General features: G+C 42.0%; 21 protein-coding genes. All 21 read left to right on the forward strand.

What is annotated here, in order from left to right; translation table 11 throughout:
• The first annotated feature begins 69 nt into the window (after nt 1-69).
• A complete protein-coding gene (gene topA, locus ACIQ0H_RS02015) occupies nt 70-2,142 on the forward strand; it encodes a type I DNA topoisomerase (RefSeq protein ID WP_403410155.1) in 2,073 nt (690 codons plus the stop codon).
• 553 nt (nt 2,143-2,695) lie between these two features.
• Nucleotides 2,696-4,006, forward strand: a complete 1,311-nt coding sequence (gene trmFO / locus ACIQ0H_RS02020; RefSeq protein WP_403410158.1) for an FADH(2)-oxidizing methylenetetrahydrofolate--tRNA-(uracil(54)-C(5))-methyltransferase TrmFO — start codon at nt 2,696-2,698, stop codon at nt 4,004-4,006.
• A gap of 316 nt (nt 4,007-4,322) precedes the next feature.
• Complete coding sequence (gene xerC / locus ACIQ0H_RS02025) at nt 4,323-5,222, forward strand: tyrosine recombinase XerC (protein WP_403410161.1); 900 nt, start codon at nt 4,323-4,325, stop codon at nt 5,220-5,222.
• A gap of 12 nt (nt 5,223-5,234) precedes the next feature.
• Complete coding sequence (hslV, locus tag ACIQ0H_RS02030; RefSeq protein ID WP_403410164.1) at nt 5,235-5,777, forward strand: ATP-dependent protease subunit HslV; 543 nt, start codon at nt 5,235-5,237, stop codon at nt 5,775-5,777.
• Nucleotides 5,774-7,177, forward strand: a complete 1,404-nt coding sequence (hslU, locus tag ACIQ0H_RS02035) for an ATP-dependent protease ATPase subunit HslU (protein WP_403410167.1) — start codon at nt 5,774-5,776, stop codon at nt 7,175-7,177. Before hslV ends, hslU begins: the two co-directional genes overlap by 4 nt.
• A gap of 99 nt (nt 7,178-7,276) precedes the next feature.
• The gene (codY, locus tag ACIQ0H_RS02040) at nt 7,277-8,053 is read left to right on the forward strand and encodes a GTP-sensing pleiotropic transcriptional regulator CodY (protein WP_403410170.1); all 777 of its coding nucleotides are present in this window, start codon (nt 7,277-7,279) and stop codon (nt 8,051-8,053) included.
• Between the two features lie 337 nt (nt 8,054-8,390).
• A complete protein-coding gene (gene flgB / locus ACIQ0H_RS02045) occupies nt 8,391-8,783 on the forward strand; it encodes a flagellar basal body rod protein FlgB (protein WP_403410173.1) in 393 nt (130 codons plus the stop codon).
• 2 nt (nt 8,784-8,785) lie between these two features.
• Nucleotides 8,786-9,247, forward strand: coding sequence for a flagellar basal body rod protein FlgC (gene flgC / locus ACIQ0H_RS02050; RefSeq protein ID WP_403410176.1), 462 nt, complete (start codon nt 8,786-8,788; stop codon nt 9,245-9,247).
• Nucleotides 9,248-9,271: 24 nt separating this feature from the next.
• On the forward strand, nt 9,272-9,580 hold the full coding sequence (gene fliE / locus ACIQ0H_RS02055) for a flagellar hook-basal body complex protein FliE (RefSeq protein WP_403410179.1): 309 nt from the start codon (nt 9,272-9,274) through the stop codon (nt 9,578-9,580).
• 61 nt (nt 9,581-9,641) lie between these two features.
• Complete coding sequence (fliF, locus tag ACIQ0H_RS02060) at nt 9,642-11,216, forward strand: flagellar basal-body MS-ring/collar protein FliF (RefSeq protein WP_403410182.1); 1,575 nt, start codon at nt 9,642-9,644, stop codon at nt 11,214-11,216.
• Nucleotides 11,217-11,230: 14 nt separating this feature from the next.
• Nucleotides 11,231-12,244, forward strand: coding sequence for a flagellar motor switch protein FliG (gene fliG / locus ACIQ0H_RS02065; protein ID WP_403410185.1), 1,014 nt, complete (start codon nt 11,231-11,233; stop codon nt 12,242-12,244).
• Nucleotides 12,228-13,007, forward strand: coding sequence for a flagellar assembly protein FliH (fliH, locus tag ACIQ0H_RS02070; protein ID WP_403412324.1), 780 nt, complete (start codon nt 12,228-12,230; stop codon nt 13,005-13,007). The genes fliG and fliH overlap by 17 nt, the downstream gene beginning before the upstream one ends.
• Before the next feature lie 2 nt (nt 13,008-13,009).
• Complete coding sequence (gene fliI / locus ACIQ0H_RS02075; RefSeq protein ID WP_403410188.1) at nt 13,010-14,341, forward strand: flagellar protein export ATPase FliI; 1,332 nt, start codon at nt 13,010-13,012, stop codon at nt 14,339-14,341.
• Entirely contained in the window at nt 14,338-14,790 is a 453-nt protein-coding gene (gene fliJ, locus ACIQ0H_RS02080; protein ID WP_403410191.1) for a flagellar export protein FliJ, read from the forward strand. Before fliI ends, fliJ begins: the two co-directional genes overlap by 4 nt.
• Before the next feature lie 4 nt (nt 14,791-14,794).
• The gene (locus ACIQ0H_RS02085; RefSeq protein ID WP_403410194.1) at nt 14,795-15,403 is read left to right on the forward strand and encodes a MotE family protein; all 609 of its coding nucleotides are present in this window, start codon (nt 14,795-14,797) and stop codon (nt 15,401-15,403) included.
• Between the two features lie 35 nt (nt 15,404-15,438).
• Nucleotides 15,439-16,692, forward strand: a complete 1,254-nt coding sequence (locus tag ACIQ0H_RS02090; protein WP_403410197.1) for a flagellar hook-length control protein FliK — start codon at nt 15,439-15,441, stop codon at nt 16,690-16,692.
• Between the two features lie 2 nt (nt 16,693-16,694).
• Nucleotides 16,695-17,399, forward strand: a complete 705-nt coding sequence (flgD, locus tag ACIQ0H_RS02095; RefSeq protein ID WP_403410200.1) for a flagellar hook assembly protein FlgD — start codon at nt 16,695-16,697, stop codon at nt 17,397-17,399.
• A 4-nt stretch (nt 17,400-17,403) separates the two neighbouring features.
• Entirely contained in the window at nt 17,404-17,784 is a 381-nt protein-coding gene (locus ACIQ0H_RS02100; RefSeq protein WP_403410203.1) for a TIGR02530 family flagellar biosynthesis protein, read from the forward strand.
• 86 nt (nt 17,785-17,870) lie between these two features.
• The gene (locus ACIQ0H_RS02105; protein WP_403410206.1) at nt 17,871-19,046 is read left to right on the forward strand and encodes a flagellar hook-basal body complex protein; all 1,176 of its coding nucleotides are present in this window, start codon (nt 17,871-17,873) and stop codon (nt 19,044-19,046) included.
• A gap of 81 nt (nt 19,047-19,127) precedes the next feature.
• Nucleotides 19,128-19,349: a flagellar FlbD family protein gene (locus tag ACIQ0H_RS02110; RefSeq protein WP_403410208.1), complete on the forward strand. Its 222-nt coding sequence runs from the start codon at nt 19,128-19,130 to the stop codon at nt 19,347-19,349.
• Entirely contained in the window at nt 19,339-19,764 is a 426-nt protein-coding gene (gene fliL / locus ACIQ0H_RS02115; RefSeq protein WP_403410209.1) for a flagellar basal body-associated protein FliL, read from the forward strand. Before ACIQ0H_RS02110 ends, fliL begins: the two co-directional genes overlap by 11 nt.
• The last annotated feature ends 40 nt before the right edge of the window (nt 19,765-19,804 follow it).

Consider the following 19,804-nt stretch of genomic DNA (forward strand, 5'->3'; position numbering starts at 1 on the left):
TTATACATTTTGCAACAGATATTCTTTTGTTGAATAAATATGGAACCTCTTTAAGGAGGCACACAAATAATGGCAGATTACTTAGTAATCGTGGAATCACCTGCAAAGGCGAAAACGATTGAACGCTATCTCGGGAAAAAATATAAAGTGCGTGCATCACTCGGTCATTTACGCGATCTTCCGCGTAGTCAGATGGGTGTCGATACTGAAAATAATTATGAACCGAAATACATTACGATACGTGGTAAAGGTCCGATACTTCAAGACTTAAAAAAAGAAGCAAAAAAATCAAAAAAAATATTTCTCGCGGCTGACCCCGACAGAGAAGGGGAAGCAATTGCGTGGCACTTGGCACATCAGCTTGGCGTGGACATCGAATCAGATTGTCGAGTTGTATTCAACGAAATAACGAAAGAAGCGATTAAGGAATCATTTAAGAATCCGAGGCCGATCGATATGGATCTAGTCGATGCCCAACAGGCACGCCGCATACTGGATCGACTTGTAGGTTATAACATTAGCCCGATTCTATGGAAAAAAGTAAAGAAGGGTCTTTCTGCTGGACGGGTTCAATCCGTCGCCCTACGACTTATCATTGATCGCGAAAATGAAATTCAATCATTTGTGCCTGAAGAATATTGGAGCATCACTAACCAATTTCAAAAAGGGAACAAAGAATTTGAAGCAACGTTCTACGGTGATGCAAACAAAAAAGTGAAACTGACGAACAAGGAGCAGGTAGATGAGATTCTTGCTCGAGTTGACGGCGATGAATTTGAAATTGCGAGTGTTGTAAAAAAGGAACGCAAGCGTAATCCTGCGCTGCCGTTTACAACGTCTTCATTACAACAAGAAGCTGCACGTAAGTTAAACTTCCGAGCGAAGAAAACGATGATGCTATCCCAACAACTCTATGAAGGGATTAACCTTGGAAAAGAAGGAAGCGTTGGTCTCATTACCTATATGAGAACGGATTCGACTAGAATTGCAGATAGTGCGAAAGAGGAAGCGAGATCGTTTATCGAAACCATGTATGGCAAAGAGTTTGTTACGACATCGAAAATAGTGAAGAAAGAGACTGCGAAGACGCAGGATGCGCACGAAGCAGTGCGACCGACATCTGTCATGCGACCACCGGCGGCTATGAAAGCGGTTTTATCACGTGATCAATTACGTTTATATAAACTTATCTGGGAAAGATTTGTTGCCAGTCAAATGGCTCCAGCGGTACTAGATACAGTGACGGTCGATCTTGTAAACAATGATATTCGTTTCAGGGCGAACGGTTCCCAAGTGAAATTCCAGGGATTTATGAAAGTGTATGTGGAAGGTAATGACGATAAGGAAGAAGAGAAAGATCGTATTTTACCACCGTTAGAGGAAGGCGAAAAAATAAAATATAGCGATATTGATCCAAAGCAACACTTTACACAGCCGCCACCGAGGTACTCGGAAGCGAGGTTGGTCAAAACGTTAGAAGAACTAGGTATAGGTCGACCTTCAACGTTTGCACCGACGCTCGATACGATACAAAGGCGTGGTTATGTAACACTGGATGCAAAACGCTTTATCCCGACGGAGTTGGGTGAAATTGTTCATCAAGCAGTCAATCAATATTTCCCGGATATTATTAACGTAGAATTTACGGCGCATATGGAAAAAGGACTTGATAATGTCGAGGAAGGCAATATCAAATGGGTAGAGGTTATTGATGACTTCTATCAGGACTTTGAAAAGCATGTGCAAGTTGCTGACGCTGAGATGGAGAAAATTGAAATTAAAGACGAGCCTGCAGGGGAAGATTGTGAAAACTGCGGTTTACCAATGGTGTTCAAACTTGGTCGTTACGGCAAGTTCATGGCGTGCTCGGGCTTTCCGGATTGCCGGAATACCAAAGCAATTATCAAACCAATCGGCGTAACGTGTCCAACTTGTAAGGAAGGACAAGTAGTCGAACGAAAAAGTAAGACTAAGCGAATTTTTTACGGCTGCGATCGCTATCCGGAATGCGAATATGTATCGTGGGATAAGCCAGTAGCAAGACCGTGTCCAAAATGTGAGCATACACTTGTTGAAAAGAAATTGAAAAAAGGCGTACAAATCCAATGTACAGAATGTGATTATAAAGAAGATACACAATAACGAAAAGAGGAAGCGCCAGTTAAGCCCCGACAAGCGCTGGAAGTTTTGAAGATAAAGGCGTCCTTTTGCCTTTATCAGCGAGACTGAAGCGACTCGAGGGGCTGGGCGCTGGAGCTAGACAATAACAAAAGGAACGTAGCCTAAGGTCGCGACGTCCTGTCGCAACAAAGAGGGATGTAGTTCAATCCCTCTCCGCTACATGACCCACTTCGTGTGTGCCCAAGCGGATGCGCCTGTTCAGCCCTGACAAGGAGGAAGGATGCAGTTCAAGCCTTCCCTGCTGGAAGGCTTGAAGATAAAGGCGCCCTATTGCCTTTATCAGCAAGACTGAAGCGATTCGAGGGGCTGGGCGCTGAATCTAGACAATAACGAAAAGCGGAGGGTGCCGTTTAGATGCGACAGGAATAAGACGGCCAAGCGACGCGACGAACGTTGCCACATAGCTAGGCTGACTTATGACCCCAGCATCTGGCACCTGGAGCGGGACAATAATGAAAATTGGAATCGCCTGTTCAGTGGCGGCAGTAAAGAAAAAAGAAAGTAGGTGGCTGGGATGACACCCATCGTAAATGTAATAGGCGCAGGACTTGCTGGAAGTGAGGCTGCGTGGCAAATTGCCAATCGTGGGGTGAATGTTCGTTTATTTGAAATGAGACCGGTAAAACAGACGCCAGCGCATCATACGGACAAGTTTGCTGAACTCGTGTGCAGTAATTCACTGCGCGCCAATAATTTAACGAATGCAGTTGGCATTATAAAAGAAGAAATGAGAAAACTTGATTCGCTTATTATACGTTCTGCAGACGCCTGTGCGGTTCCGGCAGGGGGAGCTTTGGCGGTTGACCGTCATGAATTTGCAGGGAATGTAACTGACAATATTCGGAACCACCCACTTATTGAAATTGTTAACGAAGAGGTGACCGAGCTTCCTGAGGGCATTACGATTATTGCGACAGGCCCACTAACGTCGCCGGCTCTTGCTGAACAAATCCGTAAACTAACGGGTGAAGAATATTTATATTTCTATGATGCGGCTGCACCAATCATTGAAAAAGATTCCATTGATATGGACAAGGTATATTTAAAGTCACGTTATGATAAAGGCGAGGCAGCCTATTTAAATTGTCCGATGAATGAAGAGGAATTTGAACGTTTCCATAACGCCCTTGTTGCAGCAGAGGTTGTGCCTTTAAAAGAATTTGAAAAAGAGATTTACTTTGAGGGCTGTATGCCGGTAGAAGTACTTGCACAGCGTGGTGAAAAGACACTATTATTCGGGGCGCTTAAACCAGTCGGTCTAGAGCATCCGGAAACAGGTAAACGTGCAAAAGCGGTTGTTCAACTTCGTCAGGATGATGCGGCAGGTACGTTGTACAATATCGTCGGTTTTCAAACGCATATGAAATGGGGAGCACAAAAAGAAGTCATTAACCTGATTCCTGGCCTTGAAAATGTCGAAATCGTACGCTACGGAGTGATGCACCGAAACACGTTTATCAATTCGCCACGTGTGCTAGACGCGACCTATCAGTTGAAAGCAAATCCAAACGTATTCTTTGCTGGACAGATGACGGGTGTTGAAGGTTATGTTGAATCAGCGGGTTCAGGTCTGATTGCAGGCATCAATGCTGCTAATCTAGCGCTTGGCAAAGATCCAGTTCTGTTCCCTAAAGAAACCGCATTGGGGAGTATGGCAAGATACATTACCGAAGCTGATCCGAAAAACTTCCAGCCGATGAACGTTAATTTTGGATTGTTCCCGGAACTTGGTGAACGCGTGAAATCAAAAGTTGAACGTGCAGAAAAACATGCAGATCGTGCATTGAAGGCAATTGAATTATTTCAACCAATAGTTTTACATTAAAAGTAAACGGGTATAGGGGAAGAAGCTAGGGGAATCGTCCTTGGCTTCTTCCTTTTTGTTAGATATGAACAAAATGTGTCCAGAAGTAAAATAAAATGCAGGACGTCAGACTTCTTAAGAAAAGATAGTTGCTTGACGATTGTCATGTAATGTATAGTGAATCGTGGATGACTTTGGAATTACCGAATTAGTCGCCATTTTGTGGTCAATCTTTTCCAGAACCTTATGTCATTCGTTGGGAAGTGTGTTTCACTATTCAAACGACTTTAAATTTTGTTATAATAGTAAAGGCTTTTCATTCTGAGGAGTGAAGTGTGTGATTATACAACCTACTATCGTTCGTGATGAATACATTACTTTTGTACGCTTGGAAAAAAACTATTCGCCTTATACGGTATTAGAATATGAAAAGGATATCGAGACATTTCTGGCGTTCCTTGAAGTTGAAGGAATAACCGATTTGAATGATGTCGCATATTCTGAAGCGAGGCTATATGTGACGGGCCTATACGACAATGGGTTATCGAGAGCTTCGATTTCCAGAAAAATTTCCTCGGTCCGTTCTTTTTTCAAATTTGCCAACGCTCGATACGATATTAATGACAATGCATTTCGATCGTTACATCATCCAAAGAAGGAAGAACGACTTCCGGCTTTTTTTTATGAAGAGGAAATGGAATTGTTATTTTCTTCCTGTGAAGGGCAAGATAAGAAATCTTTACGGGATTACGCACTCTTGGAGTTACTTTACGCAACAGGCATACGGGTTAGCGAACTGATTGCAATTAGAATGCAGGACGTCGATGACCACCTGGGTATCGTACTGGTCATGGGGAAAGGTCGTAAAGAGCGGTATGTGCCATTCGGTAGTTTTGCGCAATCCGCACTCGACGCATACAGGGAAAAAAGTAGAGTAAAACTGATGAAACAGAAAGAGCATGACATGTTATTCGTCAATTTGCGTGGTGACCCACTAACCGATAGGGGAGTGCGCCATATACTAAGCAAGATGATGGAACAGGCATCTCTCCACTCCAAAATCTATCCGCATATGATTCGCCACTCTTTTGCAACACATCTGTTGGCAGGTGGTGCAGACATGAGGACTGTCCAGGAGCTCCTTGGGCATAGTCATTTATCTTCAACGCAAGTGTATACACATATTACGAAAGAGCATTTACGGAAAACGTATATGAATACGCATCCGCGAGCATAGGAGGATGATTAGATGGAAGTTCATGCAACAACGATTTTTGCGATTCGCCATGAAGGGTCTTGTGCTATGTCTGGCGATGGGCAAGTGACGGTAGGGAATTCGGTGGTTATGAAGAATACGGCGAGAAAAGTCCGTAGAATCTTTGGTGGAAAAGTCTTGGCTGGTTTCGCAGGGTCGGTCGCAGATGCGTTTACATTGTTCGAATTATTTGAAGCGAAACTGATGGAATACAATGGTAATCTTGAGCGGGCTTCCGTCGAACTTGCGAAAGAGTGGCGTGGAGATCGAATTCTAAGGAAACTTGAAGCGATGTTACTCGTCATGGATAGTGAGAGATTATTACTTGTGTCGGGTACGGGAGAAGTAATAGAACCGGATGATGGCGTTCTCGCAATTGGTTCTGGTGGCAATTATGCGCTTGCTGCAGGGCGGGCGTTGAAGAAGTATAGTGGGCATGCACTCACTGCGCAAGAGATAGCCAAAGCGGCACTTGAGACGGCTTCAGAAATATGTGTCTACACGAATGACAACATTATTGTGGAGGTACTCGAATGACTAAAAGACAAGAACTGACACCGAAGGAATTGACTGCGCACCTCGATCGATATATCATCGGTCAGGATAATGCTAAGCGAGCTGTGGCTGTGGCAATCCGCAATAGGTACAGAAGAAGTCTTCTTTCTGACGAAGAGAAAAGTGAAATCATTCCGAAAAACATTTTAATGATTGGCCCGACTGGTGTCGGAAAAACTGAAATCGCAAGAAGAATAGCTAAGCTCGTTAATGCGCCTTTTATTAAGGTAGAAGCGACGAAGTTTACTGAAGTGGGCTATGTTGGGCGCGACGTCGAGTCAATGGTCCGAGATTTAACAGAGGTTGGAATCCGCATAGTTCGACAAGAGCAACGTGAAGCTGTGAAAGAGCATGCCATTGTATTAGCAGAAGAGCGATTGCTTGAGTTACTTGTTCCTAATAAGAAAAAAGTGGCTAGTGGGATGCAAAATCCATTTGAAATGCTATTCGGACAAAAAACGGAGCCGGAAGAACCAGATTATGCAGAAGTTGCCGAAGTGAAGCGTAAAAGATCTGAAATTGCGGCAAGCCTAAAAGCAGGGAAACTGGAAGAGCAAATGGTTACAATCGAAGTCTCTGCACAGCAACCATCCATGTTTGACGCGTTGCAAGGGTCAGGAATGGAACAGATGGGAGCGAGCATGCAAGATGCACTTTCCTCTTTTATGCCTAAAAAGTCAGTGAAGCGTAAGATGAAGGTAAGGGATGCGCGTAAGGCGCTAGAAGCAGAAGAAGCCGACAAACTCATTGATCATGAAGAAATTGCAAGACGTGCCATCGAATTGACGGAGCAGTCAGGAATCATTTTTATTGACGAAATGGATAAGATTGCGAGTCGCGACGGCGCAGGTTCTTCGGCAGATGTATCAAGGGAAGGTGTCCAACGGGATATATTACCAATCGTTGAAGGTTCAACTGTCACGACAAAGTATGGTACAGTAAAGACTGATTTCATCCTGTTCATTGCAGCTGGTGCTTTTCACACGGCTAAACCTTCAGATATTATTCCTGAATTGCAAGGTCGTTTTCCGATTCGTGTTGAACTCGAAAAACTGTCCAAAGAGGATTTCGAGCGCATTTTAAAAGAACCAGACTTTTCACTCATCCGCCAATATGAAAAATTGCTGGAAATGGAAAACGTCGTTTTGGATTTTACTGACGATGCAATTAGAAGGCTTGCGGAAATTGCTTTTGAGGTAAATGATAATACTGAAAATATTGGTGCAAGACGATTGCACACGATTTTGGAGAAGCTTCTTGAAGAATTGTCATTTGAAGCTGCTGAAATAGGTCCTGCGACAATTAAAATAACGCCGGCTTATGTCGATGAAAAGCTAAAAACCATCGCGAAAAACAAAGATTTATCACAGTTTATCCTGTAATTGAAACGTATTAGTTTATTTAATGATTGAAAACCTTTAGAATATTCTTTAAACGTTCAAACAAACAAACAAACAACTACCCCAAGGAGGAAGAAACAAATGTCACTATTAATAAAAACACGAGAAATCAATGCAATGCTACAAAGATCAGCAGGTAAACCAGTTAACTTTAAGGAAATGGCTGAAAAGCTTAGCTCTGTCATTGACTGTAATGCGTTCATCGTTAGCAGAAAAGGTAAATTGTTAGGTCTAGAAATTCATCATCAAATCGAAAATGACCGCATGAAAAAAATGTTCGAAGACCGCAAATTCCCGGAAGAATATACAAACAGGTTGTTTGAGGTAAGAGAAACGTCATCTAACTTGGATGTGAATAGCGATCACACAGTATTCCCGATTGAAAACCGTGAGTTGTTCAAAGATGGTTTGACAACGATTGTTCCGATCATCGGTGGTGGAGAGCGTTTAGGTACACTTATCTTGGCGAGACTGAAGGAAGAGTTCCAAGAAGATGATTTAATTCTTGCGGAGTACGGTGCAACTGTTGTTGGTATGGAAATCCTACGTGAGAAATCGGAACAAATTGAAATAGAAGCACGAAGCAAAGCGGTTGTTCAAATGGCAATCAATTCACTTTCTTATAGTGAACACGAAGCAATTGAACACATCTTCAACGAGCTTGATGGTAACGAAGGCTTACTAGTTGCGTCTAAAATTGCTGACCGCGTTGGTATCACACGCTCAGTTATCGTCAATGCATTACGTAAACTTGAAAGTGCCGGAGTTATCGAATCCCGTTCACTTGGGATGAAAGGTACGTATATCAAAGTATTGAATGGTAAATTCCTTGAAGAGCTTGAAAAGCAAAAATCATAATTGAATAAGCTGGGTAATTGGACACTTCTTTCGAATTCGGAAAGAAGTGTTTTTTTTATTTTTCGGGTATATAAATATGCAGGTAACCAGGAAATTTAAGTTACCTATGTTCGTTAGTGGGATTATAGTCCTAATCGATTTGATATCCAAAAATAACTAAAAAGAAAAAGGTTGTTTAGGACTAAAGGATATCGCTCGTATTCCATAGACAAGATTCGCTAATATCCGATACAATATGATTAAGAGTTTGATAAGTAGGGTAAAGGAATAAACGGCAATAAAAGGATTTGAATAATCGTATTTAGGTCCATAAATCAAGGGAATATGGGGTGTAAGGATGAATCTCTTCGGAGGGACGATATCACATTTAGAGCGAGGATTGGATTTTTCTGCAACAAAAGGGAAAGCGATCTCGCAAAATATAGCAAATGTCGACACGCCGAATTATAAAGCGAAAAATGTTAGTTTCCAGGAAATATTTGCGGATGTCAAAACAAAATCACTAGAGGCTTACCGAACTGATAATAGGCATATAGACTTTTCATCTGTAGGAGGTAGTGTAGGTACTTTTAATTATTCGAATTTACGCTACCGTCATGATGGTAACGGTGTCGATATGGATAAGGAACAAGCGGATCTTGCAGCAAATCAAATTTACTATAATGCATTGGTCGACCGTATCAACGGAAAGTTCAGTTCGTTACAAAATGTGATTAAAGGAGGCCGCTAACGTTGACGATATTTCATAGTTTTAATACATCTGCATCTGCCTTGACTTCCCAACGGGTACGTATGGATGTTATCTCGTCTAATATGGCAAATGTCGATACAACTCGCGGGAAAATGGTTGATGGTGAATGGCAGCCGTATCGTCGTAAGACAGTTACGCTTCAACCGCAAGAAGGACAATTCTCCTCTATGCTCAATAATGCAATGGGCAAATCCATAAAAGGGTCAGCAGGTTATGGCGTAGCGGTGTCAAGCATCAAGGAAGATACCGAAACGCCATTTAAACTTGTTTTTGACCCTACCCATCCTGATTCGAATGCCGAGGGATATGTGGAAATGCCGAATGTTGATCCGCTACGAGAAATGATTGATCTTATGTCAGCCACACGTTCATATGAGGCGAATATCACGGTATTAAATGCTAATAAATCCATGTTGATGAAAGCACTTGAAATCGGAAAATAATGAATTTGGAAAGGAAGTAACATTATGGCTATACAATCGATTTATAATACAGCGCCGTTGGCAGGGCTATCGAAGTTGGATGCGCAAGTGAAACCGACGCCTTATGAAGCGCAACAAAGTTTCGGTAGTTTTTTAAAAGCCGCAATTCAGGATGTCAACGCCAAGCAACACGAATCAGATGTAATGACACAAAAGCTTGTACTTGGTCAAGATGTCGAACTGCATGATGTCATGATTTCAGCTCAAAAGGCTTCAATTGCATTGAATGCAACAATGGAAGTTCGGAACAAAATGGTGGAAGCATACCAAGAAATTATTAGGATGCCTGTCTGATTGGCACATCGTTTGAGCTTGTTTGGATTGTTGAATTACGAAAGCTGACCGGGGGATTACAATGAATGAACGATTGGCGAAAATCAGAACGGACGTAAAGGAGTTCTGGTCAGGTCGCACGAAAAAACAAAAAACTACATATATCGTTTCGGCGGTGGCTACTGTTATCATTGCTGCTTTCTTGACTTTCTATCTGTCTAAGACGGATTATGTGCCACTTTATAAGGATGTATCACGAGCGGAAATCGGCCGTATTAAAGAACAACTAGATAGCCAAGGTATATCGAATAAAGTCGCACCTGGCGGAACATCGATCCTTGTGCCACGCGAGCGTGTAGATGAATTGCTTGTGACGCTAGCAGCAGAAGGATTTCCGAATTCAGGGTCGCCTGGCTACGCCTTCTTCTCTGAAAACGCTGGATTTGGATCGACAGATAACGAGTTTGATATGCAAAAGCTAAATGCCATGCAAACGGAGCTTGCCAATTTACTCAAAGGAATTGAGGGTGTCAAAGACGCAAGCGTGATGATTACCTTGCCAAAGCAAGGTGTTTTCGTGAGTGATAGTACACAGCAGGCAACGGCGGCAGTCATGTTGAAGACCAATCCGGGTCATCAGTTTACGGAGCCACAAATTAACGCACTTTATAATCTAGTGTCGAAAAGTGTATCGAATTTATCGAAAGACGACATTGTCATTATGAATCAGTACTCTGAGTATTTTGAATTAGGAACTACTACTAATTCATATGGAACAAGTATCACGGATCAAATGACAGTTAAAAAGACAATTGAACGTGACTTGCAGCGACAAATACAGATGATGCTAGGCACTATGCTGGGGCAAGACAAGGTAGTCGTGTCTGTCACAACAGATATCGATTTTAAACTTGAAAACCGTGAAGAGAATCTTGTATTGCCTGTAGATAAGGAAAGTATGGAAGGTATTGCACTAAGTGTTCAACGAATTACTGAATCATTTACAGGGAATAATCCCCTTGCTGGTGGTGCACCGGAAGGAGAGGATCCAACGGACAATCGTACAGGGTACGTAGAAGGAACAATGTCTAATGGTGACTATGAGCGACTTGAAGAAACAGTAAACAATGAAGTAAATCGAATTCGAAGTGAAATTGTTGAAAGTCCTTATAAGATAAGAGATATCGGGATTCAAGTGATGGTAGATGATAGTGGTGAAGCAATACCAGCAGACTTGAAAAGTGAAATCGAAAACATACTGAAAACAATTATTCGCACATCAGTCGATAAAGAAGCTGCTGGAGAGCAGTTTGAAGATACCTTGGATAACAAAATCATCGTTTCTGCTCAACAGTTCAAAGAACAGTCGGAAATCACAACTAAACCTATAATTCCATTGTGGGTCTATATTGTTGGGGGTGCGTTACTTTTAATTATCGGGCTTCTTATTTACATGTTCTTCCGAAGCAAACGGAAAGCAAGGGAATTGGAAGACGAAATGATTATTGAAGAACAGCTTGCAACATTTAACGTGGATGACATTAATGAAGAGCTTGAAACGGAAGGGACTGTCCGTAGAAAACAACTTGAAAAAATGGCGAAAGAAAAGCCGGAAGAATTTGCGAAGCTTTTACGTACATGGATTGCCGAGGAATGATGGAGGGATGAACTTTGGTTAAGAAAGTAAAAGAAATGACTGGTAAACAAAAAGCGGCACTCCTGCTCATTTCACTCGGCCCGGAAGTGTCGGCGACGATTTATAAGCATTTGAGTGAAGATGAAATTGAACGCCTTACCCTTGAAATTTCAGGTGTAAAAAAGGTCGATGCCACTGTTAAAGAGGGGATTATTGAAGAGTTTCATAATATTGCACTTGCCCAGGATTATATTTCGCAAGGTGGAATTGGCTATGCGAAGACGGTTCTTGAAAAAGCATTAGGTAAGGATCATGCGCAAGCCATTATCAATCGTCTAACATCATCCTTACAAGTAAGGCCTTTTGACTTTGCTAGACAGGCTGACCCATCACAGATTTTAAACTTTATCCAAAATGAGCATCCTCAAACGATTGCGTTAATCTTGTCTTATTTGGAAGCAGAACAAGCAGGGATGATTTTGTCGGCTTTACCGCAGGAAATGCAGGCGGATATTGCAAAAAGAATTGCAACGATGGATTCAACTTCACCAGAAGTCATCAGTGAGGTAGAGGCAGTCCTTGAGCGCAAACTTTCTTCGACCGTCACGCAGGACTTCACGGAAACAGGGGGGGTCGATGCAGTCGTCGAAGTATTGAATGGTGTTGACAGGGCGACAGAGAAAACAATCTTGGATGCGCTTGAAATTCAGGATCCAGACCTGGCAGAAGAAATACGGAAGCGGATGTTTGTGTTCGAAGACATCGTTACACTGGACAACCGTTCGATCCAGAGGATTGTTCGTGATTGTGAAAATGAGGATTTAATACTTTCTCTCAAAGTTTCTAGTGAAGAAGTGAAAGCAGTTTTGTATCGCAACATGTCACAACGGATGGCGGAATCCTTCCAGGAAGAAATGGATGTTATGGGACCTGTTCGCTTACGTGATGTGGAAGAAGCGCAAAGTCGTATCGTTGGCATTATTAGAAGGCTAGAAGACTCTGGTGAAATCATCATCGCACGCGGCGGAGGGGATGATATCATTGTCTAACGTTTTCCGTTCTTACAATACGATTGTAGAAGATGGCACGACGAGAAAAATCTCGATTCGCAGTCTTGCCAACCCACAGGATGTAGGCTCGGAAGTGGAGTTATCGTTAGATATTGTTCTTGCGGAACGGGATCGTATGTTAAAAGAAGCCAAAAGGACAATCGAGCAAGAAGAAGCCAATATCGAACAGATGCGGCAAACGGCTACAGAAGACATATCTGCCATGCAAATAGCCTGGCAGGATGAAAAAATAGCGCTCCAGCAGCAAGCTTATGAGGAAGGCTTTCAAGTAGGTTATGAAGAAGGGCGCAATAAAGTGTTAGCGGATATGGCAAACGCCATTCAAATAGCAAATGAAGCAACGGAGCAATCATATAGAAATGCTGAGCAATATCTTGTTAATCAAGAGCGGGTCATTCTTGAACTTGCCTTACGTACAGCGGAACGCATTATTGGACAAACACTGCAAGATGACGAAGCAAGCTATTTATCGGTAGTGAAGAGGGCATTGAAAGAAGCACGGGAAATGAAAGAGATTAAATTGTATGTTTCTCTCAATCATTTTGAACTTATTTCCGAAAACCGTGCGGAGCTTGCAGCTATTTTTCCTCCGGATGTGCCATTTCTTATTTTTGCAAACGATGAGTTTGATTCTGACCAGTGCTACATTGAAACGAACCACGGTCGAATTGTTGTGACAATCGATGAACAATTGAATGTACTTAGGGAGAGTCTTGTTGAAATCATGGAAAGTGGGGATTGACGATGAAAAAAGCGGAAGAACTAACCGACTTTATTCCAAAAGTGAAAACTTTTAAAAAGTTTGGGCGTGTTGTCCGCGTTGTCGGCCTCATGATTGAGTCACAAGGGCCTGAAAGTTCTATTGGAGACGTCTGTCATATCCATTTGAACACGTCTGGAAAAGGCGATTCAATGATAAAGGCAGAGGTTGTTGGGTTTAGGGAAGAGATTGTCATTCTCATGCCGTATATGAACATCCGTGACATATCAAGCGGTTGCCTTGTCGAAGGTACTGGTAAGCCACTTGAAGTGAAAGTGGGCATGAATTTAATAGGAAAAGTACTGGATTCAATGGGTAATCCAATTGATAAAAGTCCGCTTCCAAAAGGATTAACGACTGTCCGGACTGAACAGGATCCGCCGAATGCACTTACTCGTCCACCCATCAATGAAAAGCTATCTGTTGGTGTGAAAGCAATTGATGGGATGTTGACGGTTGGCAATGGTCAACGTGTTGGAATATTCGCTGGGTCTGGTGTTGGGAAGAGTACATTGCTTGGTATGATTGCACGAAATACAACAGCCGATTTGAACGTCATCGCACTTATTGGAGAACGCGGTCGTGAAGTTCGTGAATTCATCGAACGTGATCTTGGACCTGAAGGTATGAAAAATACGATTGTCGTTGCGGCAACGTCGGATCAGCCTGCGCTAATGCGTGTTAAAGGAGCTTACACGGCGACAGCGATTGCTGAGTATTTTAGGGACAAAGGGATGAACGTCATGCTTATGATGGACTCCGTCACACGGATTGCCATGGCACAGCGGGAAATCGGTCTTGCTGTCGGGGAACCGCCAGCTACACGGGGCTATACACCTTCTGTATTTGCGATATTACCGAAAATACTAGAACGTACAGGAACCAATGAGCACGGTGCGATTACAGCATTCTACACAGTTCTTGTCGACGGTGATGATATGAATGAGCCAATTGCCGATGCGGTTCGAGGGATTCTTGACGGACATATTGTTTTGGACCGAACACTGGCTAACAGGGGACAATATCCCGCGATTAATGTTTTGAAAAGTGTTAGTCGTCTTATGAACCATATTGCCGATCCAGAACATGTCAAAGCAGCTGAAAAGTTGCGTGATTTGTATTACACGTATAACAAATCAGAAGATCTTATCAACATCGGTGCTTATAAACGTGGGACATCAAAAGAAATTGATCAAGCGATTGAATACGAACCGCTTATTACAAATTTTTTGAAGCAAGGTTTTAGAGATAATATTCCAATGGAAGATAGCATAGAAGAACTCGTCTCCCTTGGTGCAGAAGGTGGTATGTCATGAAGACGTACCACTATCGCTTTGAAAAAGTGTTGATGTTCCGCGAGCAGGAAAAGACTGAAACTGAAATCGAGTATAAAGGAGCCGTCCAAGCTTTTGAGATTGTCGCTACTCGACTTTATGAACTGTTAAAAAAGAAAGAAGATACACTCGCAGAACAACAGAGAAAAATGGTGACTGGGTTTGCGATCAATGAAATTCATTACTACGCTCGGTACATTGAAAGTTTAGAAAAACGGATTGCAGCTGCGCAACAACAAGTGGTGCAAGCCCGTTCGAAAATGTCGTGGTTCGAGGGTAAACTGTTGGAAAAAACTCTCGAAGTACGAAAGTTTGAAAAGATGAAAGAAAAGGATCATGAACATCATCGTACTGAAATGGAACAGCTGGAGGCAATTCAGCTTGATGAACTAGCGACATTGAAGTTCCGTAGAGGAGAAAACGGGTGGTAATGTGGTGAAAAAAACTAAACAATTGAATACTATGTCTGCAGTGAAAAAAGAAAAACCCATTGGGATATTCCAAATACTAATGCTTTGGATATTCATCCCGTTGCTCTTTGCAACCGCGGTGTTGCTCATCATTGCTACGTTTGCGGATATCAACGTTTTTGACAAAGCAAAAGGGTGGTCAAGTAGTCTTCCTTTCATAAGTGAGAAGAACGAGGAAGATTCTGGAGCAGCGGACCTTGTCCTAGAAGAACGAGTCGTGACGTTGCAGGCTGAAATCCAGGAGAAAGAAGCTAAACTGTTTAAATTACAAAATGACTTTGAAAAATCCACGGATGAAAATGAGAAACTATTAATCGAACAACAAAGGCTTATCGATGAAATTGCACAACTTATTTCGGAAAAAGAGGATACGAAAAAGGACTTTGAGGGAATTGTAACAACATTTGAGAAAATGTCCGCGAAGTCGGTGGCTCCTGTCATTACAAAAATGAGCGATGTGGAAGCGATTCGAATTTTAACAAATCTTAAGTCGGATACACTTGCCGCTGTACTAGAGAAAATGGCACCTGAGGATGCAGCGAAATATACATCACTTATGGCAAGTGATAGTTAAGAATACTTAAAAGTAGTCTGAGGGGAGGTGGAAAAGTGAACATCGCTGCAATACAAGCTATGGTTGCGCCCAATCCAAAAACATCTTCAATTAATGCGCAGACATCCAGCGGAACATTTGGATCGGTTTTTAGTAGTGTAACCGCAAAGGGCGCGGCACCTACAATCCAGCAGTCAGCTAGTGAAACTTCTGATAAGTCGATTCAAGCGATTTTGAATGCAAAGTCAATGGAAGAATTGGCGACTGTATTACAAGGGATAGACAGTGAACAACTTACAAGTTTGGGCGGATTGGAAGAGATTGCGGGATTACTAGATTTAGAACCAGATCAACTGATTGATAGTATCCTGTCGCTGTTAGAGAAGGCGGGTCTAAGTGAGGATGAACTTTCAGAAGTTGCCTATTCAAATGACCTGTGGGTTGTATTAAACGCTATTGACGAAGTGGCACCACAGTTTTTCAATCAAATGTCGGATGCTCTGGCCGATAAAGGTGACCTTTCAAAACAACAGGCTGTCAATCTATTAACCGTATTAAAAGTGGCAGAACTAGTCGCACCTAAAACGGATTTACTGTTAAAGCAAGAACAGCAAGTCTTTTCATTACAAAGCCATCTTATAACAATGGGTGAGCAATTCGAAGAGGGATTAAAATCTAACAGTTCCGCCAAGCAGGGCATCATAGAGTTGATGGAATCAAGATCTGCTGTACGAATTGTCGTTCAATCGAATAATGCGCAAGCGATGACAGATGATGAAACCGCGAAAAAAAGCACTGAATCATCTCAACAAGCCGTAACTGGACTGGCGGGTAATGTTGCAGTCACAAAAGGTGAATTTACAATTACTGAAGCAGAAAACCGTAATAATGCTCGTAATGAAGCGTTAATTCGAGAAATGCAAAACGTCTTCAAGCGTTCCAATTTTGGTCAAACAGGTGGAACAAATCGTCTATTAATCAAACTGTATCCAGAACATCTTGGGCAAGTACGTATTGAATTGTTACAGGTAAATGGGATTATGACCGCAAGAATTCTTGCATCGACGGCACAAGGTAAAGAAATGCTTGATAGTCAACTGAACCAGCTTCGACAAGCGTTCTTACAGCAAAATTTACAAGTAGAGCGAATCGATATTTCTCAAACATTGCAAGACACATCCAGAAATGATCGAGAGAAAGCTTTTAATCAGCATTTCGAAAATGATGGACAAGAAGCGGAAAGTCAGCAAAAGCAAAACGACGAGGAACAATTGTCGTTTCAAGAATATTTGATTGAGTTGGAGGTGTAACGATGGCTATTGAAGGACAAAAACCGATTTCAGGAACAGATTATCTCATTAATAAACAGCGTGATGAACGTAAAACAGGCGATGGAACTTTGGGGAAAGATGATTTCATGAAGTTGCTTATCACTCAATTGCAAAATCAGGACCCGACAAACCCGATGAAAGACAATGAGTTTATTGCCCAGATGGCGCAGTTTTCGGCACTGGAGCAAACGATGAACTTAGCTAAATCATTCGAAAAGTTTGCGGATGCACAAACACAGTCACAAATGATCCAGTACACGAGTTTTGTTGGAAAAAGTGTCACATGGCACGAATTAAAACTAGATGACGCGGGAAATCCCATTACAGGGGAAGACGGTAAGCTCGTAGTCGAGGAAGGCACCAATGTGATTGTGTCTATTAAGTATGAAAATGGCGAGGTCAAATTCGTATTAGATAATGATAAAGTCGTAACGCCTGGTAACATTTCTGAAGTGAAGACTTCTAATCCTAGTGGAACAAGCAGCCTCGTTGAAGCGAGCATGCTGATTGGTAAATATGTTGGCTATATAGATGGTGAAGAAGAGAAATCAGGTAAAGTCGTATCGGTTTCAAACAAAGATGGTAAACTTCAATACATTTTAGAAGATGGAACTCGAATGGATGGTAAAGATTTCACCTCGATAAGTGATAAAGAACTACCCGATTACGTCAAGCCTACGGAGTGATGATATGAACGAATTAAATTTCCATCGCATCCCATCCCGCCCGCTAATAGGTCAAGGACAATCACCTAAAGTGATACAAAGTCCAAAACAATCGTTTTTGGAACACTTGAACAATGCGATACAGCCAGCCACCCTTAAAATCAGTAAACACGCAGCTGAACGATTGACTGAGCGTAATATTCATATATCAGAAGCAGAGTGGGCACATGTAACGAATAAGGTCAATGAGGCGAAAACAAAAGGAATAAAAGAATCGCTAGTGTTAATGGATCAAGCTGCTCTAATTGTGAGTGCGAAGAATTCAACGGTTATCACGGCGATGGATCGAACGGAAGCGAAAGATCAATTATTTACCAATATCGACGGCACGATTGTACTGAGCTAGAACACTTTGGCAGGACCGTAAAGGATGCCAACAGCCATTGACTGATTGATATGGCTAACTTACAAACCGAGAGGGGAAATTATTTAATGTTACGTTCAATGTACTCAGGTATCTCAGGTCTCAAAAACTTTCAAACGAAACTGGACGTTATTGGTAACAATATCGCCAACGTAAATACGTATGGCTTTAAAAAAGGACGTACGGTTTTTAAAGATTTGATTTCACAAACAGTGGCAGGGGCTTCAGCACCTGGTGAGAATCGTGGTGGGGTTAACCCGAAGCAAGTAGGACTAGGTTCACAAATCGCTGCAATTGATACGCTTCATACAGGTGGATCTACGCAGTTTACAGGTAATACATTAGACCTTGCAGTTGCGGGAGATGGATTTTTCCAAGTAATGAATGGTAATGAAACTTTGTATACAAGAGCAGGGAACTTCTATATGGATAACAATGGTGACATCGTTGATGGTGACGGAAGATATGTCAAAGGTGAACTGGGCAAAATTACGATACCTACCACTGCATCCTCTATGTCAGTAGGTCAAGATGGAACGGTTTACTTTGTGGATTTGCCGCCGGGTGCTGCAGAAGCGATTGCAGCCGCAGAAAAATTGTTTGGACCAATTGAAAAGGCATTTAAAGCAGCTGAAACTGCTTTTAATAAAGCCAAAGAAGATCTAAAAGCAGGTCAGAAAGATTTGGCAACAGCTGAAAAGGCTTTGGAAAAGGCTAATGCAGAATTGGTCAAAGCTAATGCTCTACCTGCGGGAGCTGAAAAAACAGCAGCATTAGCAGCTGCTAATGCTGCAATAGCTAAAGCTAACACTGAAAAAAATAGTGCTGACGCTGCAATAACTAAAGCTAACAATGATATAGGTACTACTCAACCAACTTACATTACAGAGAAAGGGAAATACGATCCAGCTAAAATAAATTTCGACAAAACAATGGCTGACAACAAAGCAACACTTCAAGAAGCGGGACAAATCCAAATGGCTAAATTCTCAAACCCAGGTGGGCTTGAGAAAGTAGGCGGAAACTATTTCCGAGTAACCGCGAACTCTGGTGAGGAAACAATTGGTTTTGCGACTGATCAAGGTTTCGGTAAAACGGAATCAGGCTTCCTAGAAATGTCTAACGTCGACTTATCGGAAGAGTTCACGGAGATGATTGTTGCGCAGCGTGGTTTCCAAGCGAATACGCGTATCATTACAACGTCCGACGAAATTCTACAAGAACTTGTTAACTTGAAACGATAATGTAATTCCGTCAACTAAACTACCATAACTGTTACTAGAAAAGGAGGGTCGGGCCGGCTCTTGACGCCCGGCCCCTTACATATGATTCAAGTTACACGTCTGAATGGTACAGCGTTTACGTTGAACGCAATGTACATAGAAAAGATTGAGTCGTTTCCAGATACTACAATTACGCTTACAACAGGAGCGAAATATGTGGTCCTCGATACGGCTGATGAAATAAATAGCCGAATCATCGATTTTTATAAGGCGGTCCAGTTGCTATCAAATCCGTTTATGCGAGGTGAAGAAAATGAAGAATAAAGTATTAACAATTTCCTTGATCATTTTAGTATGTATAACACTCATTGGAGTGGTGGCACTCGTTCTTGTCATGCAATTGAATAAAGGTGGCGAAGAGAAGGAACCGACAATTGATGAAATCATTGAGAACTCGGTCGATGTGCAAGAAATCACGACAAATTTAGCGGGTAAACAATTCATTCGTATTTCATTAAAAGTCCAAACGGACAATACGAAAGCTGCGGAAGAATTAGCTAAAAGAGAATTCCAAGTGAAAAATATTGTTATCCAGGAATTGTCCGAGATGACCCCACAAGATCTTGAAGGCAAAGTCGGTAAACAAGCCTTTGAGGATTCGATTAGTTCGCATCTGAACCAACTTATGCAAGCAGGTGAAGTTCAAAAAGTATATATAACCTCCTATATTATCCAATGACAATTCAAATAGTAACAACAAACTTTAGTATAAGGAGGTG

Origin of the sequence: Sporosarcina sp. NPDC096371, from assembly GCF_044762865.1 — a bacterium.
Classification (GTDB): domain Bacteria; phylum Bacillota; class Bacilli; order Bacillales_A; family Planococcaceae; genus Sporosarcina.

Bases quoted from the DNA above. Each gene is read 5' to 3' on its own strand.
- ACIQ0H_RS02110 (WP_403410208.1), top strand. From the start codon at position 19,128: ATGATTCAAGTTACACGTCTGAATGGTACAGCGTTTACGTTGAACGCA.
- hslV (WP_403410164.1), top strand. From the start codon at position 5,235: ATGGAAGTTCATGCAACAACGATTTTTGCGATTCGCCATGAAGGGTCT.
- ACIQ0H_RS02100 (WP_403410203.1), top strand. From the start codon at position 17,404: ATGAACGAATTAAATTTCCATCGCATCCCATCCCGCCCGCTAATAGGT.
- fliJ (WP_403410191.1), top strand. From the start codon at position 14,338: ATGAAGACGTACCACTATCGCTTTGAAAAAGTGTTGATGTTCCGCGAG.
- codY (WP_403410170.1), top strand. From the start codon at position 7,277: ATGTCACTATTAATAAAAACACGAGAAATCAATGCAATGCTACAAAGA.
- fliF (WP_403410182.1), top strand. From the start codon at position 9,642: ATGAATGAACGATTGGCGAAAATCAGAACGGACGTAAAGGAGTTCTGG.
- hslU (WP_403410167.1), top strand. From the start codon at position 5,774: ATGACTAAAAGACAAGAACTGACACCGAAGGAATTGACTGCGCACCTC.
- trmFO (WP_403410158.1), top strand. From the start codon at position 2,696: ATGACACCCATCGTAAATGTAATAGGCGCAGGACTTGCTGGAAGTGAG.
- fliH (WP_403412324.1), top strand. From the start codon at position 12,228: ATGATATCATTGTCTAACGTTTTCCGTTCTTACAATACGATTGTAGAA.
- topA (WP_403410155.1), top strand. From the start codon at position 70: ATGGCAGATTACTTAGTAATCGTGGAATCACCTGCAAAGGCGAAAACG.
- ACIQ0H_RS02105 (WP_403410206.1), top strand. From the start codon at position 17,871: ATGTTACGTTCAATGTACTCAGGTATCTCAGGTCTCAAAAACTTTCAA.
- flgB (WP_403410173.1), top strand. From the start codon at position 8,391: ATGAATCTCTTCGGAGGGACGATATCACATTTAGAGCGAGGATTGGAT.
- fliL (WP_403410209.1), top strand. From the start codon at position 19,339: ATGAAGAATAAAGTATTAACAATTTCCTTGATCATTTTAGTATGTATA.
- flgD (WP_403410200.1), top strand. From the start codon at position 16,695: ATGGCTATTGAAGGACAAAAACCGATTTCAGGAACAGATTATCTCATT.
- fliI (WP_403410188.1), top strand. From the start codon at position 13,010: ATGAAAAAAGCGGAAGAACTAACCGACTTTATTCCAAAAGTGAAAACT.
- fliE (WP_403410179.1), top strand. From the start codon at position 9,272: ATGGCTATACAATCGATTTATAATACAGCGCCGTTGGCAGGGCTATCG.